The following is a 16231-nucleotide window of genomic DNA, read 5'->3' as shown; positions in this document are numbered from 1 at the left end:
GGAAAGAGGGCGCGGCGCCATGTCAGCGGTCCTTGCCGCGACCGAGGCGTTTCGCGGCTTCGCCCGCGAGCGCGTCGCGGAACCGCGAGCCGAACGTGCCGGGCAGGCCGGCGCCGGCGGGTGCGTCGGCCGATGCCGATGCCGCCGTCACGGTGGCCGCCGCCGTGCCGGCCGGCAGCGTATGCAGCAGCCGCACGTTGCCCGGCGCGACGCCGAGCACGAGCCAGGTGTCGCCGATCTCGACGATCGTCGCGCTTTCCTTCGCGCCGAGCCCGACGCTCGACACGACCTTCAGCGGGCCGCCGCGTCGCGCGGGCTGGAAACCGAAGCGGCGCGCGAGCCACGCGCACGCGAACACGAGACCGATTACGACCGCGAGCCCGACGAGCGTCTGCAGCACCGCGCCGATGCCGAGCGACGGCGCGGCCGAACCGACCATCACGCTCGACGCGATCGAACCGGCGTTGTTCACCGCGTTCATGTCGGCGGCGCCGGCCGGCGCGCAAGCGAGCGGCGCGACGACGGCAGCAGCAGCCGCGATCGCGATGCGCACGCGGCGGCCGGGCTTCGCGACGTTCATCGATTCAGCTTCCGGATACGTTCAGCCGGGGTGATGATGTCGGTGAGACGGATGCCGAACTTGTCGTTGACGACCACGACCTCGCCCTGCGCGATCAGGCAGCCGTTCACGAGCACGTCCATCGGCTCGCCGGCCATGCCGTCCAGCTCGACCACCGAGCCCTGCGCGAGCTGCAGCAGGTTGCGAATCGCGATCTTCGTGCGGCCGAGTTCCACGGTCATCTTGACCGGGATGTCGAGAATCATCTCGATGTCGTTGTGCGTCGAGCTCGCCGCGGCCTTCGACAGCGGCTGGAACACGCCGGCGCCCGTCGCGCCCGGCTGCACCGGCTGCTGGTTCTGCTCGGCGAGCGCGGCGGCCCAGTCGTCGATGCCCGGATCCTCTTCCGCCGCGGCCGGTGCCGCCTGAGCGGCGGCGGCCGATGCCGCGAGGGCCGCATCGGCCATCGCTTGCACGTCGTCCTCGGGCGTCTGGTTCAGCTCACTCATATCCACCTTCCTTCATCGTATCGCCCGCGCTGATCATCTTCTGCACGCGCAATGCATATTGACCATTGAAAATTCCGTAGCCGCATTCCATCACCGGCACGCCGTCGACCTTCGCGGTGATCGTGTCGGCGATCTCCAGCGGCAGCACGTCGCCCGCGCGCAGGTTCAGGATCTTCTCGAACGTCGACGAGATCTCGGCGAGATTCGCGCTCAGCTCGACCTCGGCGGCCTGCACCTGCTGCGACAGCACGCGCACCCAGCGGCGGTCGACTTCGAGCGCCTCGCCCTGGATCGGCGAACTGAGCACGTCGCGGATCGGCTCGATCATCGAGTACGGCATGCAGATGTGCAGCGTGCCGCCCGTCGGCCCGAACTCGATCGAGAACTGCGTGACGATCACGATCTCGTTCGGCGTCGCGACGTTCGCGAACTGCGTGTGCATTTCCGAGCGCACGAATTCGAACTGCAGCGGCCGCACGCTTTTCCACGCGGTCGCGTAGTGCTCGAACACGAGGTTCAGCAGCTTGCCGATGATCCGCTGCTCGGTGGCCGTGAAATCGCGGCCCTCGACGCGCGTGTGAAAGCGCCCGTCGCCGCCGAACAGGTTGTCGACGACGAAGAACACGAGGTTCGGGTCGAACACGAACAGCGACGTGCCGCGCAGCGGCTTCACGTGCACGAGGTTCAGGTTCGTCGGGATCGGCAGGTTGCGGGTGAACTCGCTGTACTTCTGCACCTTCACCTGGCTCACGGAGATTTCCGCCGTGCGCCGCATGAAGTTGAAGATGCCGATCCGCAGCAACCGCGCGAAGCGGTCGTTGATGATCTCGAGGCCGGGCATCCGGCCGCGGACGATTCGCTCCTGCGTGGCGATGTTGTAGGGGCGGACGCCCGATGTGTCGCGCTGCTCGTCGACTGCATCGGTTTCGCCCGTGACGCCCTTGAGGAGGGCATCGACCTCCTCCTGGGACATGAACTCCTGGTGGCCCATGCGCGCTCCTTTCGCGGCCGCGTTACTGGACGACGAATTCGGTAAACAACACGTCGTCGACCTTCGCGCGCTGGTTGCCCGGCTGCGTCGGCTGCTCGATCAGGTCCCGCAGTTCCTTCGCGAGCGAACGTTTGCCGTCCGGCGTCGCGAGTTCCTCGGGATGCTTGTTCGACAGCGCGAGCAGGATCCGGCTGCGGATCTCCGGCATCCGCGCGGTCAGTTGCTCCTGCGCCTTCGGGTCGGTGAGCTTCAGCGACAGGCCGACGCGCAGGTAATGCTGCGCGCCGTCGTCCGACTGCAGGTTCACGGTCAGCGGGTCGAGCGGGAAGAACACCGGCGCGGCAAGCGGTGCCGGCTCGGCGGGCGCGCTCGCACGGCCGACGCCTTCCTTGCTCAGGAACACGTACATGCCGCCGGCGGCGGCAGCGGCCGCACCCAGCGCGATGACGGCGATGAGCGCGATGCGCTTGAACTTGCCGGAGGAAGCCGGCTTGTCGGCGGTCGGGTTTGCGGTCGTGGAGGCCATGTGAATGCGTGCGTGATGTCTCGTAGCATGCATTGTTCGGCATCCGGGCCGAGCCCGATGGGCGGAAAAGAGGGGGGATTTGCGGCTATCTCAGCCGATTGTCGGCCGCGTGTCGGCTCGATGCAGGGTGCGGGCGGCGGCGCAACGCGTCATGCCGGGCGCGGCCGAGGGCGGCCCGGCATGCCAGGCGGGCGTCGGCCGCCCGGCGCGGGCCGTCAGATCGGCAGCAGCGTCAGCAGCGGCGCGATCAGCACCATCGCGACGCCGGCGATCATCATCGTGAGGCTCGACACGACGCCTTCCTCGTTGCCGATCTCGCGCGCCTTCGCGGTGCCCACGCCATGGGCGGCCGCGCCGAACAGCGCGCCGCGCGCGAGCCGCGTGCGCATCGGCACGAGCGCCAGCACGATCTCGCCGAGCAGCATCCCGCAGATGCCGGTCGCGATCACGAACAGGGCCGTGAGGTCCTTCGGCGCATGGATCTTGTCGGATACGGCGAGCGCGAACGGCGTCGACACCGAGCGTGTCATCAGCGAGCGCTGCAGCTCGGGCGACAGGTGCAGCAGCTTCGCCAGCAGCAGCGATCCGCACACGCCCGCGCCGATCCCGACCGCGACGCCGACCGACAGCGACAGCCAGTGCCGGCGGATCAGGTCGCGATATTCGTAGATCGGCACCGCGAACGCGATCGTCGCCGGGCCGAGCAGCCACATCAGCCAGCGCGTGTCGCGGAAGTAGACCGAATACGGGATGCCGGTCAGCAGGACGAGCAGCACCAGCACGCCCGGCACGAACACGAGCGGCGAGAACAGCAGCGTCTTCTTGTACGCGTAGAGCCGCTTCGACGCGACATACAGCACGACCGTCAGCACGAAGCAGCCGAACGAGATCGCTGTATTCACGTGGTCGGCGGACAGGTTCGACAGCAAGGCAGGCATGCGCGGCTCCGGCTCAGTGGGCGGGCGCGGCGCTCAGGCGCGCACGGCGGCGTTCGGCGAACACGCGCTGCACGGCCAGCCGGCGCTCGAGCTTCGCGGCGAGATCGACCGCGACGGCCACCGCGACCATCACGAACGCGGTGCCCGCGAGCATCACCAGCGCGATGCGCCAGCCGTCCTCGCGGAACAGCCCGCCGTACTGGACGGCCGCGACGGCGGCCGGCACGAAGAACAGCAGCATGTCGGACAGCAGCCAGTTCGCGCCGTCCTTCACCCACGCAGGCGCGACGCGGCCCGAGAACAGCAGCACGAGGAGCACCGCGAGGCCGACCACACCGGACGGAATCGGCAGCCCGATCGTCCGCACGGCCCAGTCGACGGCCATCCACAGCGCGCCGAGCGCGGCGGCCTGCAGCGCGATCCGGCCCGCGCGCGTCATGCTGCCCGAGGCGGCGGGGCGGGCGGCGGCAGTAGCGGTCGGCTTGGTCATGGCAGGCTCCATACAGATATTCCGTTGATGGTGCGAGTATAGGGTTTCCCCTAACCATAAATAAAATGACTTGTCTCTATCCTTTACATTCCAGTTTGGAATTCCGTTTGGATCGTTGCACCAACTTGGGGAGTTTTCGATGGAATTGCGCGCGCTGCGGTACTTCGTCGAGGTGGTCCGCCAGCAGAGCTTCACCGCGGCGGCCGACCGGCTGTTCGTGACCCAGCCGACCATCAGCAAGATGGTGAAGGCACTCGAGGACGAGATCGGCTCGCCGCTGCTGCTGCGCGACGGCCGGCAGATGGTGCTCACCGATGCGGGGCGCATCGTATTCCAGCGCGGCCAGGACGTGCTCGCCGCGCAGGCGCAGCTGCAGTCGGAGCTGAACGATCTCGGCACGCTCGGGCGCGGCGAACTGACGATCGGCGTCCCGCCGCTGGGCGGCTCGCTGTTCACGCCGATCATCGCCGCGTACAAGCAGCGTTATCCGAACATCGAGCTGAAGCTGTTCGAGCAGGGCGCGCGGATGATCGAGGCCGCGCTGATGTCGGGCGAGCTGGAGCTTGGCGGGCTGCTGGAGCCGGTCGACCCCGGCACGTTCGAGCGGCTGCCGATGGTGCGCGCGCCGCTATGGCTCGTCGCGCCGCGCGAGTCGCGCTGGGAGGATCACGCGGCCGTGCCGCTCGCGGATCTCGCGCGCGAGTCGTTCGTGTTCTATGCGGAAAGCCTCGCGCTGCACGACGCGGTGCTCGATGCGTGCCGGAAGGTCGGCTTCACGCCGTCGATCGTGAGCCGCAGCGGCCATTGGGATTTCATGGCCGCGCTCGTGCATGCGGGGGTCGGCATCGCGCTGCTGCCCGAGCCGTATTGCCGGCGGCTCGATGCGGGGCAGTTCACGTGCCGGCCGATCGTCGAGCCGGAAATCACGTGGGCGATCGCGCTCGGCTGGCTGAAGAAGGGTTACCTGTCGCACGCGGCGCGTGCTTGGCTCGACGTCGCGCGGGCGACGCTGCCGGTCGCGCCCGTCGACGATCTCGCGTTCGGCGGGTTGCGGGCGCGGGAGTGACGGCTGAGGCGCCCGGCGGGCACGCGGAACGGACGGGCGCAATGGCCGCCCGCCACGCGTTCAATGCCCCATCGCCGGCCCCGCCCCCTTCTTCGGCTTCGTGATCCACACGAGCGCCGCGAGCGCGCCGAACATGAACGCCGACAGCAGGAAGAAGTCGTTGGTCGCCATCATGAAGCCCTGCTGCGTGACGAGCTGGTTGAGCTGCGCGTTGGCCGTCTGCCCGACGATGCCGAGCTGCGCCAGCGCGCCCTGGTAGTCGGTCGTGTTCTGCGCGTAGATGCTCACCGATTCCGAGAGCCGCGCGTGGTGGTAGATCGCGTCGTTCTCCCAGAACGTCGAGCTGGCCGCGGTGCCGATCGCGCCCGACAGCGTGCGCAGGAAGTTCGACAGCCCCGACGCGCTCGCGAGCCGCTCGTCGGAGATGCTCGACAGCGTGATCGTCGTCATCGGCACGAAGAAACACGCGACGCCGATCCCCTGCACGAGCCGCGGCAGGATCACGTGGTTGAACGGCACGTCGAGCGTAAACGTCGAGTTCCAGATCGACACGCCGGCGAACACGATGAACGCGAAACTCGCGACCATTCGCAGGTCGAGCCGGTGCATGTTGCGGCCGATCAGCGGCGACAGCACGAGCGCGAGCAGCCCGACCGGCGCGGTCGCGAGGCCGGCCTTGCCGGCCGTGTAGCCCATCACCGTCTGCAGCCACAGCGGGAAGATCACGACCGAGCCGAAGAACGCCATGAAGCCGAACGAGATGATCAGCGCCCCGAGCGCGAAATTGCGGTCCTTGAACAGCGACAGGTCGACCACCGGCTCCTTCTCGGTCGTCTCCCACACCAGCATGAACGCGAGCGACACGACCGCGATCAGCGCGAGCGCGACGATGAACGACGAGTTGAACCAGTCGCGGTCCTTGCCGAGGTCGAGCATCATCTGCAGGCACGACACGCCGATCACGAGCAGCGCGAGGCCGACCGCGTCGATCCGCTGCTTCGTCGTCTTCGTCTCGCGGCCGCGCAGCAGGAAGTACGCGCAGACCGCCGAGAACACGCCGATCGGCAGGTTGATGTAGAAGATCCACGGCCATGTGTAGTTGTCGCTGATCCAACCGCCCAGCAGCGGGCCGAAGATCGGCGCGACGATCACCGTCATCGCCCATAACCCGAGCGCAAGCCCGCGCTTCGCGGGCGGGTAGCTGCGCATCAGGATCGTCTGCGACAGCGGCACCATCGGCCCCGACACGAGGCCCTGCAGCAGCCGGAACGCGATCAGCGTCTCGAAGTTGTTCGCGAGGCCGCACAGTGCCGACGCGATCGTGAACGCGAGCACCGACAGCGTGAAGAGCCGCACTTCGCCGACGCGCCGCGCGAGCCAGCCGGTCAGCGGCACCGCGATCGCGGACGCGACCGAGTACGACGAGATCACCCAGGTGCCTTCGCTCGTCGCGACGCCGAGGCTGCCCGAGATGGTCGGCACCGCGACGTTCGCGATCGACGTGTCGAGCACCTCCATGAAGGTGCCGAGCGCGAGCCCGACCGTGAGCAGCGCGAGCGCGCCGCCGGTGAGCGGCGCGGGTTGGGCGGCGGGGGAGGCGGCGGATGCCGTGGTGGCGGACATCGGAATCTCCTAGACGCGGCGCGCGCGACGCGCCGGCGCAACGCACGGGTGCGCAACGCAGCGCGGCCCGGCCGGGTGGAACGGATAAGGAAAAAAGTGAAGCGCGTGCCTTGTCATCTTCTGCCCAGACAGAGAAATAAGCGAATGCTTAACCTAGACATGGGGCCTCCGCGCGCATCAGTTGTCCGCGTCGTCGGGTTTCGGGCAATCGGTCGTGCCGGGCCCGTTGGCGATGAAGCGCTGCAGCAGGCCGGTGAGCGTCGCGAGTTCGTCGGCCGAGAAACCGTCGAGCTGCGCGTTGAGCGCGGTCGCGATCAGCGACGGCAGCGCGCGGGCCGCCTCGGCGCCGCGTTCGGTCAGCGTCAGCTCGATCATCCGGCGATCCTGCTCGCTGCGCGAGCGCGCGACCAGCCCCTTGCGTTCGAGCCGGTCGAGCATCCGCGTCATCGACCCGCTGTCGTACGACATCTTGCGAGACAGCTCGAACGGCGTGCTCGCGTAACCGCGCGACAGCAGCAGGATCACGCCGATCTGCTGCGCGGTGAGGTCGAGCGGCTCGAGCGCGCGATCCATCCGCTCGACGAGCGCCTGCTTCGCCTTCGACAGGTAATAGCCGAGGCTCGTTTCCAGCGCGATGTTCTCGGGATCGTAGAGGCCGCCGGTCATGCGATTGCGCACACAGCAATAGTGCGTTTCAGGTTAAAACGCGCCCAGTATCTTGAAAAATGATTGCTTAGTCAATATTATTTGAGGCAACCAGTTACGACGTGCATGTTGCACTGCCGGAGACGATGTTCTGACCGATTCGCCCGCACTGCCGGGCCCCCGAGGATGTTCGCGATGCTGTTCCTGAAAAATGCCGCCGGCGCGCTGCGCCGCAACCTGACCGATACCGCTCATCATGTGTTTTCCGGGCCGCACCGCGGCTGGAAGATCGCGCTGTACGTGACGATGCTGGTCGTGCCGGGCGGCTCGCTCGCGGCGCTCGGGTTCGCGTGGTTCGATCATCGCCGGCAGCGCAACGGGAAGGGCGGCGCACGCCGCACGAGCCAGCCGGCCGCGACGGAGCCGTCGTCATGGCGGTCCGCCGCCGAACCCGTCCCGGTACCCGTGCGCTGCCACTGACGCCGCACCGCTCCCGCCATCCCGACTGACCGCCGGCCGCGCCCCCCGCGGCGGCCGGCACGCACCTGTCTCCGCGCAAGCGATCCGTAATGGCCGGTAAACCGGCCGCTCGCACCGGTAACACATTCAGGCCCCCTGGCACCGTACCCTTAGGGCTGCGCAGCTTCCCCACCGTCAGTTACCATTTGTCCGCCAGCGGCAACGACCGCATCGCGCGGCGCCGCCCGCCGGCCGTCGCGCCCAGACAGGAAAACCACGATGCCGTACGCCTCCCTCCCGCGCGCCCTTCGCCCGCTGAGCGCCGCCGTCGCCGTTGCGACGGCCGTGCTGCTCGCCGGCTGCGCCGTCGGGCCCGACTATCACCGGCCCGACACGTCGATCCCTGCCGCATTCAAGGAAGCGCCGGCCGGCTGGAAGGTCGCGCAACCCGCCGACCGCACCGACCGCGGCGCGTGGTGGACGGTCTACAACGATCCGCAACTCGATGCGCTGATCGGCAAGCTCAACGCGTCGAACCAGACCATCGCGCAATCGGCGGCCGCCTACCGGCAGGCGCGCGCGCTCGTGACCGAGGCCCGTGCCGCGTATTTCCCGACCGTCGGGCTGACCGCGTCGGGCTCGCGCGCCCGCACGCCGCGCACGTCGCTGTCGTCGGGCTCGTCGTCGAGTTTCGGCAGCGGTTCGTCCGGATCGATCAACAACAGCTACAGCGTCGGCCTCGACGCGAGCTGGGAACCCGACCTGTGGGGCAAGGTGAGCCGCACCGTCAGCGCGCAGCGCGCCGGCGAAGCGGCGGCTGCGGCCGATCTCGCGAACGCGCGGCTGTCGCAGCAAGCGCTGCTCGCGCAAACCTATTTCCAGCTGCGCACATCCGATGCGCTGCAAAAGCTGCTCGACGACACCGTGAAGTCGTACCAACAGTCGCTGCAGCTCACGCAGAACCAGTATGCGCAAGGTGTCGCCGCGCGCGCCGACGTGATCCAGGCGCAGACGCAACTGCAAAGCGCGCAGGCGGCGTCGATCGACAACGGCGTCGCACGCGCGCAGTACGAGCATGCGATCGCAACGCTGATCGGCGAACCGGCATCGACCTTCTCACTGCCGACGAACCCGCTCACGGCCGAGCCGCCGATCACGCCGGTCGACGTGCCGTCCGCGCTGCTCGAGCGCCGGCCCGACATCGCGGCGGCCGAGCGCCGCGCGGCGGCCGCGAACGAGCAGATCGGCGTCGCGATTTCCGCGTTCTTCCCGACGCTCACGCTGTCGGCCACCGGTGGCGTCCAGAGCTCGGTGTGGTCGCAGCTGTTCACGCTGCCGGCGCGTTTCTGGACGGTCGGCCCGCAGCTTGCGGCGACGCTGTTCGACGCGGGTCTGCGCGCCGCGCAGACCGACGCCGCGCGCGCGACCTACGACCAGGATGTCGCCGCGTATCGCCTCGCGGTGCTCACCGCATTCCAGGACGTCGAGGACAACCTCGCGTCGCAGCGCATCCTCGCGCAGGAAATCGACGTGCAGCGACAGGCCGTCGACAGCGCCGAGCACGCGCTCGCGATCGTCACGAACCAGTACAAGGCCGGCACGGTGGCGTACCTGAACGTGCTGACCGCGCAGACCACCGCGTTCACCGCGCAGCAGAAGCTCTCGACGATCGCCGGGCAGCGGATGGCGTCGTCGGTCGGGCTCGTGAAGGCGCTCGGCGGCGGCTGGGATGCGTCGGACATGGCGCGCGAGAACGGCGACATGGCAGCGCCGGCACCCGTGCCGGCGTCCGGTGCGGCTGCCGCGCCGCTCGCGCAGAAGTAACGGAAGAGGGCGCCGCGCGCGTCAGCGCTGCGCGTCGCCGAAGACCAGCGACACCTCGTTGTTCCCGATCGGGTGGCCGAGCAGGTTCAGCAGCCCGGCGAGGTTTGCCTGCTGCTCGGGCGCCGCATGCGCGGTGCCGCGGAACGATCCCTGACCGGCGCCGAAGTTGCCGTGCCCGTCGAGGAACAGCGGGCCCTGCGTCGTCGACAGATCGAGATCGGCGCCCGCCCCCTTCGCCTGCAGCACCGCGCGATACGAGCCGAGCGGCTTCACGCGCGACACGCGCGAACTCATCGAATCGATCGTCACCGTCAGCTGGCCGAACGCGTTGTTGCCGAACAGTCGCCAGTCGCTCCAGCCGACCCGCACGTCGCCCTGCAGATCGAGCGTATTGAACGGCGTGCCGAGCCCCGCAAGCAGCGACGCCGGCACGGCCATCGTGCCCGCCGACAACACCGCGCCGCGCCACGTCGCATCGAGCGTGACGGCGTCGGGCATCGCCTCGGTCTGCCGCATGCGCATCTGTACGCGCCCGGTCAGCAGCGGCCAGAAGCCCGTGGTCCATTCGACCCGGCCCGGCAGCAGCGTCGCCGCGCCCTGGTCGGCGCCCGGCGCGAGCATCAGCGTGCCCGAGCCGTGCCACAGCGACCCGTCCGGATCGACGAGATTCACGTGCCCGTCGGTCGCGCGTGCGAATTGCGGCGCGATCCACGCGGCCGGCGCGAGCGCGACGAGCGTCACCGCCGTCGCCAGTCCGCCCGCCAATACCCACGGCAATGCGGTGGCGAGCCGCTTCGTCCACGGCCTCATCGGCCGACCGCCACTTGCGTCATCCACTGCGTCATTTCTGCGTCGACGGCTGCATCACGGCCGTCAGGTCGACCTGGCCATCTTCCTTCAGCGCGGTCGCGTGCGACTCGCCAACCTGCACCTTGAACTGCCGGCGCGCGTCGTCGAGCCACTGCGTCCACGCCGGGAACGACACGTTCTTCATCTGGACCTGCACGCCGTTGCCGACGATCTGCACCTGCGCGCCCTGCAGCCCATGATCGGACAGCGACGCGGTCAGCGCGTCCTTCAACGCCAGGCCGGTCGGCGCGACGCCCTGCGCGGCAGCGGTCAGCGACTTCGCTTCGTTCGCCTGCGCGGTCATCTGCGCGAGTTCGCGGCGCATCGTCGGCAGCTCGCGCTGGATCCGCGCGCGGCCTTCCTGCGCGGGCGACCACAGCACCGAATAGGCGATCACGACGGCCAGCACGGCGCCGCCCCAGCCGAGCAGCATCTTCTCGCGCTGCGAGCGCTCACCCCAGAACTGGGCCAGCGTCTGGTTCAGTTGTTCGGTTTTCATGAGCGGCTCCGGATCGTCCATTTGCCCGTGTTGCTGTCGACTTCGCCGGACAGTCCGTTGCGCGCGAGGCGCTGCGGGAAATCGGGATCGACCTTGACCTCCGGCTTGAAGCCGACGTCGAGCCGCCGGTCGTGATAGTCGAGCGACGCGATGCCGTTCAGCGGCAGCGCGCCCATCGAGCGCGTCAGCCCGCTCGACAGCGCGAGGAAATCGTTCGGCGACAGCTCGCCGGCCGCGAGGCGCAACTGGTCGAGCTGGCGCTGCATCTGCGCGGGCGGATCGAGCACCGTCGTCGTCTTCGGGAACGCGGACAGCAGCGTTTCGGTGATCTGCGCCGACAGTGCATCGCGCTCGCGCGACAGCTTCCACCAGTGCAGGTTCATCCCGATCACCGCGACGCCGAGCGTCGCCGCGACGAGTGCGAGCGGCACGCGCAGGCGCTTCACCGTCGCGCGGTCGAAGCGCCACGGCTGCGACTCGAATTCGAACTGGCACAGATCGAACCGCTCGGTCAGCGCGCGCCGTGCGAACGTGTCGAACGACAGCGGCGCGGCACCCGGCAGCAGCGGGCCGTCGGTGCGGCCGACCGACGCGAGGCGCGGCTCCGCGCCCGGTTCGCCGAGTTCGTACAGTTCGACGTCGCCGCCGCCCGCAAGCGCGGCCAGCGTGCCGGCCGCGCGCGACGCGGGCGCCGCGAAGCCTTCGCCGAGCGCGCCGCGCGCGACCGCAAGTTCGAGGCGCGGCGCACCGGCCGCGGCCGGCAGCGCGCCGGCCTCGACGAGCGCCGGTTCGACCGCCGCGGCGAGCCCGAGCACCGCGGCAACCGCGGGCGGGTGGGCAGGCGGCTCGACGGCGCCCGCGGCTAGCGCGGCATCGGCAAGGTTCGCGACCTCACCGTCGGCCGGCGCGGCGGCTGCGGCCTCGGCCGAAGTGCGCGGCGCCGGCAGGCAGCGGGTCGCGGGCACCGCGCTCAGGTGCCGGTGGCCGGCCGCCGTGAACGCGTCGCAGATCGTGCGGAACCACGCGCGATCGACGATGGCCAGCACGCGGCGCCCGTCGGGCAGCGCGGCCGGATCGAGCGCGATGTGGCAGCCGAGCGGATCCTGGATCAGTTGATCCTCGACGATGTTGGGCAGCGCCTGGCGCAGCTTCGGTCCCTTGAGCGGCGGCACCATCGCGGCCAGCAACAGCACGTCGCGCGCGGCGACGATCAGTACCGTCGCACTCGCGCGCGGCAGCAGCGCAAGCGCGGCGCGACCCGCGCGCTGCACGTGGCCGGCCTTGTCGACGAGCGTGAACGGCAGCTCGGGCCACTGCCATTCCTGCAACGGCACGGCAGGCTCGCGCGGCGGCAAAGAAACAATCAACGTGCTCACAAGAGCTCCTCTCCCGAATGGCGTCGTTATAGCTGGTCGCGGATGCGCACGACCCGCGTCGAGTGCGTGGTCGGATCACGATACACGAGCGAGGTGCGGTCGACCTCCGCGCGATCGTGCTGGATCCGGCCATGCACGATGAAATAACTCGAATTGACGTCGACGAGGTTCGAGTCGATCGTCACGTTCGGCGCGCCGGCACCGCGCAGCGCGAGCTGCACGTCGCCGACGTTGCGGAAAAACACGGTCTCGCGGCGCGACACGAGCGCCTGCGCGGACGACACGCTCATCCCCGGCACGAGCGCCGCGATCACCTCGGCCGGCGCGGTATTCATGTTCACGGGCGTCGTGGTCGGCAGCACGGTGACGAACGGGCGCAGCCGCGCGACCATCTCGGGCGTCACGCCGTCGACGTCGAGCAGGCTGTCGACACCCGTCATCATCAGCGGCGCGGGCCCGCGGTCGCCGCCGGTCATGCCGGGATCGTCGGTGAAGCCGCCGCCGCCCTCCTGGTCGGTGGTCACCGGCGCGATGGCCGGCGCCGTGCCGCCGCCGCCCGGCAGCGTCGGCATCTGGAAGCGCGTCGCCGAATGCATGAGGCCCGCGCGCACCTGCAGCGCGATGCGCTTCGCGAACGCGCCGTCGAAGCCGAGCGTCGTCAGCAGGCGCTGGAACGCCTGCAGCTGCGTGACGTTCAGTTGCAGCACGCCGGGCGCCGGCGACGCCACGAGGTTGCGCAGGTTGAACTTCGCCTGCGCGTCCTCGATCGAGCCGGAGATATAGGTGTCTTCGCCGCCGTTGTCGTTCGGCGCGCCGATCCGGCCGAGGAAGTCCGACAGCTTCGTCTTCGCGATCGGCACGCCCCAGATCCCGCCGAGATACGTGATGCCGGGTGCGGTGTCGCCTTCCGAACGCAGGATCATCCGCGTCCAGTCGAGCGCGCCGCGCGCGACCCACTGCGCCTGCGCGATCACGCGCTGGTTCTCGATGCGGCGGATCTGCACCTGCTGGCGCCACAGCATCCCCGAGACGAGGATCGCCGACAGCGCGACGACGAGCAGCGCGGTGATGATCGCCGCACCGCGCTCGCGGCGGCGTTCACGTGTGCGCACGGCAGCGCGGTTGGTGAGCAATGAATGGTGACGGCGCGCGCGCATCGTCATTCCCCGACGAGGAAGATGCGCGTGACCGGCACGCGCAGCGACGTCGCGCCGATGCTGACCTGCAGCCCCGTCACCGCACGCGCCGGCGGCGCGTTGCCGATCTGCGGCACCTTGAGCGCATCGTTGTTCTGCGCGAGCGCATCGTCGGCCGTCTGCAGGTTGGTGGTCCAGCCCACGCGCGGCACGTACAGTTTCGCGTCGATCGCGCCGACGCCGCCCATCAGCGCGACCCAGCTCCAGCCTTCGACGCTGCTGTCCTTCAGCGTGCTGCGCAGCCGATTCGCGTCGTCGATCGGCGGCGACGCATAACGCACGACGCGCCCGCCGGCGATCCGGTAGCGGACCACCTGTAGCCGCGGCGCGGCGCCCGGCACCTCGAATTCGCGGACGATCTGCAGCGTATTGCCGGCGACGCCGATCGCCGGCTGGCCGGCCTCGTCGTCGGTCGCGGCAAGCCGCGCGTCGATGCGCATCTGGTCGAACATCTGCGCGAAGACGCGCTCGTCTTCCATCGCGGCCGCCACCTTGTCGCGGCCGCGCATGATCTGGTCGAGCCCGCGCCACGCGAGGATCGCGACCACCGCGAGGATCGCGATCGCGATCATCAGCTCGATCAGCGTGAAGCCGCGGGCGGAGCGGGTGGGCGAGCGTCGCATCGGCGCGTCAGAGCGGACGGCTGGTTTCATTCGCGACCACCGTCACCATCTGCGCGAGCACGCCGGAACGCCCGGGCATGCTCACCGAAACCCGGACGCGCCGGAACACGGGATTCGGCGTGGTGCTCACGCGCTGCGTGCAGACGAGCTGCACGTTGCCTTGCGAGCAGTCGAAACTCTGCTCGCCGATCTCCGGCCACGCATGCGTGAGCCGCAGTTGCGCGAGCGCGTTGTCGGCGCTCCAGCCGGCGAGTAGCCGGCGATGGAGGTCGGACGCGTTGGTTGCCATCGTGCCGACCGCGCGGATCGACGCGGCGAGCGCGACCGCGATGATTGCGAGCGCGACGAGCACCTCGATCATCGTGAAACCGCGGGATGAGGAAACGGGGAAGGGCAGGCGACGACGCATCGTCATTGCACCTCGTAGCGGCCGTTGCCGGTGCCGACGATCGTCGCGCTGCCGACGGCCGAATGCAACGTCACGCGCACCGGCGTGTCGATGCTCTCGGTACCGAACACGACCCGGCTCACGCGCGTGTCGGAACCCGGGTAGTCGATGTCGGCGCCCGTGACGCCGCCATCCCAGTCGCGCGGGCGCAGCAGGTCGTCGCGCAGCGTGCGCCAGCCGTCGGGCGAACTCACGTCGAACCGGAAGCCGTGCGCGGTCGGTTGCCACGCGATCGGGCGCGCACGCACCTGCGCTTCGTCGCCAGCGGTCTCGAACAGCAGCGCGACGCGTTGCGCTTCCTCGCGCAGGTCGGTGCGCGGATTGCGCGTCAGCGACAGCGACGCGAGCGACACGAGCAGCCCCGCGATCACGAGCACGACCAGCATTTCGAGCAGCGTGAAGCCGCGCGCGCCGCGCTTCAGCGGCCCACTATCGGCACGCGCCGGGACGAACGGCGCCGCACCGCGACGCACACGGCAATCGCGGCCGCAGCGGGAGGTCGTGCGAATGGCGAGCATGAAGAACGGGAACGAAGCGGCGGGCCGATCAGCGACGGCTTATTGCCACGACCCGATGTCGGTATCGTTGCCTTCGCCGCCTTCCTTGCCGTCGGCGCCGTAGCTGAACACGTCGATCTCGCCGTGCACGCCCGGGTTCAGGTACTTGTAGCCGTTGCCCCACGGGTCGTTCGGCAGGCGCTCGAGGTAACCGCCGTCCTTCCAGTTATTCGGGATCGGATCGGTGGACGGCTTCTGGATCAGCGCGTTCAGGCCCTGCTCCTGGGTCGGATAACGGCCGTTGTCGAGACGGTACAGCTTGAGCGCCTGCATGACCGTACCGATGTCCTGCTTCGCGGCGATGCGGCGCGCTTCGTCCGGGCGGCTCATGATCTTCGGCACGATCAGTGCCGCCAGGATCCCGAGGATCGCGACCACCACCATGATCTCGATCAGCGTGAAACCGCGCTGACGACGCACGGCCGCGTTGCGGCGAGTGATCCACGTTTGCATGACTGACTACCTCTTTCCAAAAAAATGTCGTTGGTTGAGTGACGCACCCGGCACACCCGGACGATGACCTGACGGCAACCTTCCGAACCCGCGGGCGCGGAGCACGCATTGTAAGGCGCGCATTGCCGAGGGCTTTCACCCAACGCAAATTTCATATACATCCGTACAATAGCGCGCATGAACGCGCTCTCGATCCGGATCCTTTCCCTAGCCCTCTTCGCGGGTTTGTGCGCGACGGCCACCTACTGGGTCGTCACGCTATCGGCCCGCGAAGCGCCGCTGCCCGCCGCCGCCGCGCGGCTGCCGATCCGCACCGAGGACGCCGCGGCGCTCTTCGGCGGTCAGCTCGACAAGAATCCCGTGCAGGACATCCACCTGTTCGGCATTCTCTCGCTCGACCGCGGCGCCGCCGCGATCGTCGGCATCGGCGGCGAACCGCCGCGCGCCGTGTCGCTCGGCGCGGACGTCACGCCCGGCGCGAAGCTCGCCGAAGTCCGCCCCCGCTCGATCATCGTCGACCGCAACGGCGCCCGCGCCGAAATCCAGCTCCCGGCGAACACGCCGTCCCCCGCGATCTACATGCGTTGAACGGTGACGGCC

Annotated in this window: 20 protein-coding genes; 4 read left to right on the top strand and 16 right to left on the bottom strand. The window is 69.3% G+C overall.

Features of this window, described 5'->3' with window-relative positions:
* Positions 1–22: 22 nt before the first annotated feature.
* From fliO to VL15_RS19740, 6 genes are all read right to left on the bottom strand, one after another.
* Positions 23–580 (bottom strand): flagellar biosynthetic protein FliO, encoded by a 558-nt coding sequence (fliO, locus tag VL15_RS19765; protein WP_048247990.1) that lies wholly within the window; start codon positions 578–580, stop codon positions 23–25.
* Complete coding sequence (gene fliN, locus VL15_RS19760) at positions 577–1068, bottom strand: flagellar motor switch protein FliN (RefSeq protein WP_048247989.1); 492 nt, start codon at positions 1066–1068, stop codon at positions 577–579. Before fliN ends, fliO begins: the two co-directional genes overlap by 4 nt.
* Complete coding sequence (fliM, locus tag VL15_RS19755; RefSeq protein WP_048247988.1) at positions 1061–2059, bottom strand: flagellar motor switch protein FliM; 999 nt, start codon at positions 2057–2059, stop codon at positions 1061–1063. Before fliM ends, fliN begins: the two co-directional genes overlap by 8 nt.
* A gap of 22 nt (positions 2060–2081) precedes the next feature.
* On the bottom strand, positions 2082–2618 hold the full coding sequence (gene fliL / locus VL15_RS19750; protein ID WP_048247987.1) for a flagellar basal body-associated protein FliL: 537 nt from the start codon (positions 2616–2618) through the stop codon (positions 2082–2084).
* Between the two features lie 182 nt (positions 2619–2800).
* On the bottom strand, positions 2801–3523 hold the full coding sequence (locus VL15_RS19745) for an LrgB family protein (RefSeq protein ID WP_048247986.1): 723 nt from the start codon (positions 3521–3523) through the stop codon (positions 2801–2803).
* 13 nt (positions 3524–3536) lie between these two features.
* Positions 3537–4013 (bottom strand): CidA/LrgA family protein, encoded by a 477-nt coding sequence (locus VL15_RS19740; protein WP_048247985.1) that lies wholly within the window; start codon positions 4011–4013, stop codon positions 3537–3539.
* Between the two features lie 139 nt (positions 4014–4152).
* Between VL15_RS19740 and VL15_RS19735 the strand changes: the two genes are divergently transcribed.
* Positions 4153–5079, top strand: a complete 927-nt coding sequence (locus VL15_RS19735) for a LysR family transcriptional regulator (RefSeq protein ID WP_048247984.1) — start codon at positions 4153–4155, stop codon at positions 5077–5079.
* A gap of 60 nt (positions 5080–5139) precedes the next feature.
* On the opposite strand, the gene VL15_RS19730 is transcribed toward VL15_RS19735, so the two are convergent.
* Both VL15_RS19730 and VL15_RS19725 read right to left on the bottom strand, forming a co-directional pair.
* Entirely contained in the window at positions 5140–6702 is a 1563-nt protein-coding gene (locus VL15_RS19730) for a DHA2 family efflux MFS transporter permease subunit (protein WP_048247983.1), read from the bottom strand.
* Positions 6703–6879: 177 nt separating this feature from the next.
* Positions 6880–7368 carry a MarR family winged helix-turn-helix transcriptional regulator gene (locus VL15_RS19725; RefSeq protein WP_048247982.1) on the bottom strand — a complete coding sequence of 163 codons (489 nt, stop codon included), beginning with the start codon at positions 7366–7368 and terminating at the stop codon, positions 6880–6882.
* A 174-nt stretch (positions 7369–7542) separates the two neighbouring features.
* On the opposite strand from VL15_RS19725, the gene VL15_RS19720 reads away from it, so the two are divergent.
* Positions 7543–7827: a multidrug ABC transporter ATPase gene (locus VL15_RS19720; protein WP_080970892.1), complete on the top strand. Its 285-nt coding sequence runs from the start codon at positions 7543–7545 to the stop codon at positions 7825–7827.
* 258 nt (positions 7828–8085) lie between these two features.
* Positions 8086–9630, top strand: a complete 1545-nt coding sequence (locus VL15_RS19715) for an efflux transporter outer membrane subunit (RefSeq protein ID WP_048247979.1) — start codon at positions 8086–8088, stop codon at positions 9628–9630.
* Positions 9631–9651: 21 nt separating this feature from the next.
* Here VL15_RS19715 and gspN read toward each other — a convergent pair whose 3' ends face one another.
* The 8 genes from gspN to gspG are packed head-to-tail and all read right to left on the bottom strand — an operon-like array spanning position 9652 to position 15631.
* A complete protein-coding gene (gene gspN, locus VL15_RS19710) occupies positions 9652–10440 on the bottom strand; it encodes a type II secretion system protein N (protein ID WP_048247977.1) in 789 nt (262 codons plus the stop codon).
* A 31-nt stretch (positions 10441–10471) separates the two neighbouring features.
* A complete protein-coding gene (gspM, locus tag VL15_RS19705) occupies positions 10472–10978 on the bottom strand; it encodes a type II secretion system protein GspM (protein ID WP_048248026.1) in 507 nt (168 codons plus the stop codon).
* On the bottom strand, positions 10975–12354 hold the full coding sequence (gspL, locus tag VL15_RS19700; RefSeq protein ID WP_048247975.1) for a type II secretion system protein GspL: 1380 nt from the start codon (positions 12352–12354) through the stop codon (positions 10975–10977). Before gspL ends, gspM begins: the two co-directional genes overlap by 4 nt.
* A 26-nt stretch (positions 12355–12380) precedes the next feature.
* Positions 12381–13511: a type II secretion system minor pseudopilin GspK gene (gene gspK / locus VL15_RS19695; RefSeq protein WP_048248025.1), complete on the bottom strand. Its 1131-nt coding sequence runs from the start codon at positions 13509–13511 to the stop codon at positions 12381–12383.
* 2 nt (positions 13512–13513) lie between these two features.
* Entirely contained in the window at positions 13514–14203 is a 690-nt protein-coding gene (locus tag VL15_RS19690) for a PulJ/GspJ family protein (RefSeq protein ID WP_048247973.1), read from the bottom strand.
* Complete coding sequence (gene gspI / locus VL15_RS19685; RefSeq protein WP_048248024.1) at positions 14181–14582, bottom strand: type II secretion system minor pseudopilin GspI; 402 nt, start codon at positions 14580–14582, stop codon at positions 14181–14183. The genes VL15_RS19690 and gspI overlap by 23 nt, the downstream gene beginning before the upstream one ends.
* Before the next feature lie 2 nt (positions 14583–14584).
* Entirely contained in the window at positions 14585–15139 is a 555-nt protein-coding gene (locus VL15_RS19680; RefSeq protein ID WP_048247971.1) for a GspH/FimT family pseudopilin, read from the bottom strand.
* A 39-nt stretch (positions 15140–15178) separates the two neighbouring features.
* A complete protein-coding gene (gene gspG / locus VL15_RS19675; RefSeq protein ID WP_048247969.1) occupies positions 15179–15631 on the bottom strand; it encodes a type II secretion system major pseudopilin GspG in 453 nt (150 codons plus the stop codon).
* A gap of 177 nt (positions 15632–15808) precedes the next feature.
* Between gspG and VL15_RS19670 the strand changes: the two genes are divergently transcribed.
* Entirely contained in the window at positions 15809–16219 is a 411-nt protein-coding gene (locus VL15_RS19670) for a general secretion pathway protein GspC (RefSeq protein WP_048247967.1), read from the top strand.
* Positions 16220–16231: the final 12 nt, after the last annotated feature.

This window comes from Burkholderia cepacia, from assembly GCF_001039005.1.
GTDB lineage: Bacteria > Pseudomonadota > Gammaproteobacteria > Burkholderiales > Burkholderiaceae > Burkholderia > Burkholderia theae.
This window is presented reverse-complemented; position numbering and strand designations above follow the sequence as displayed.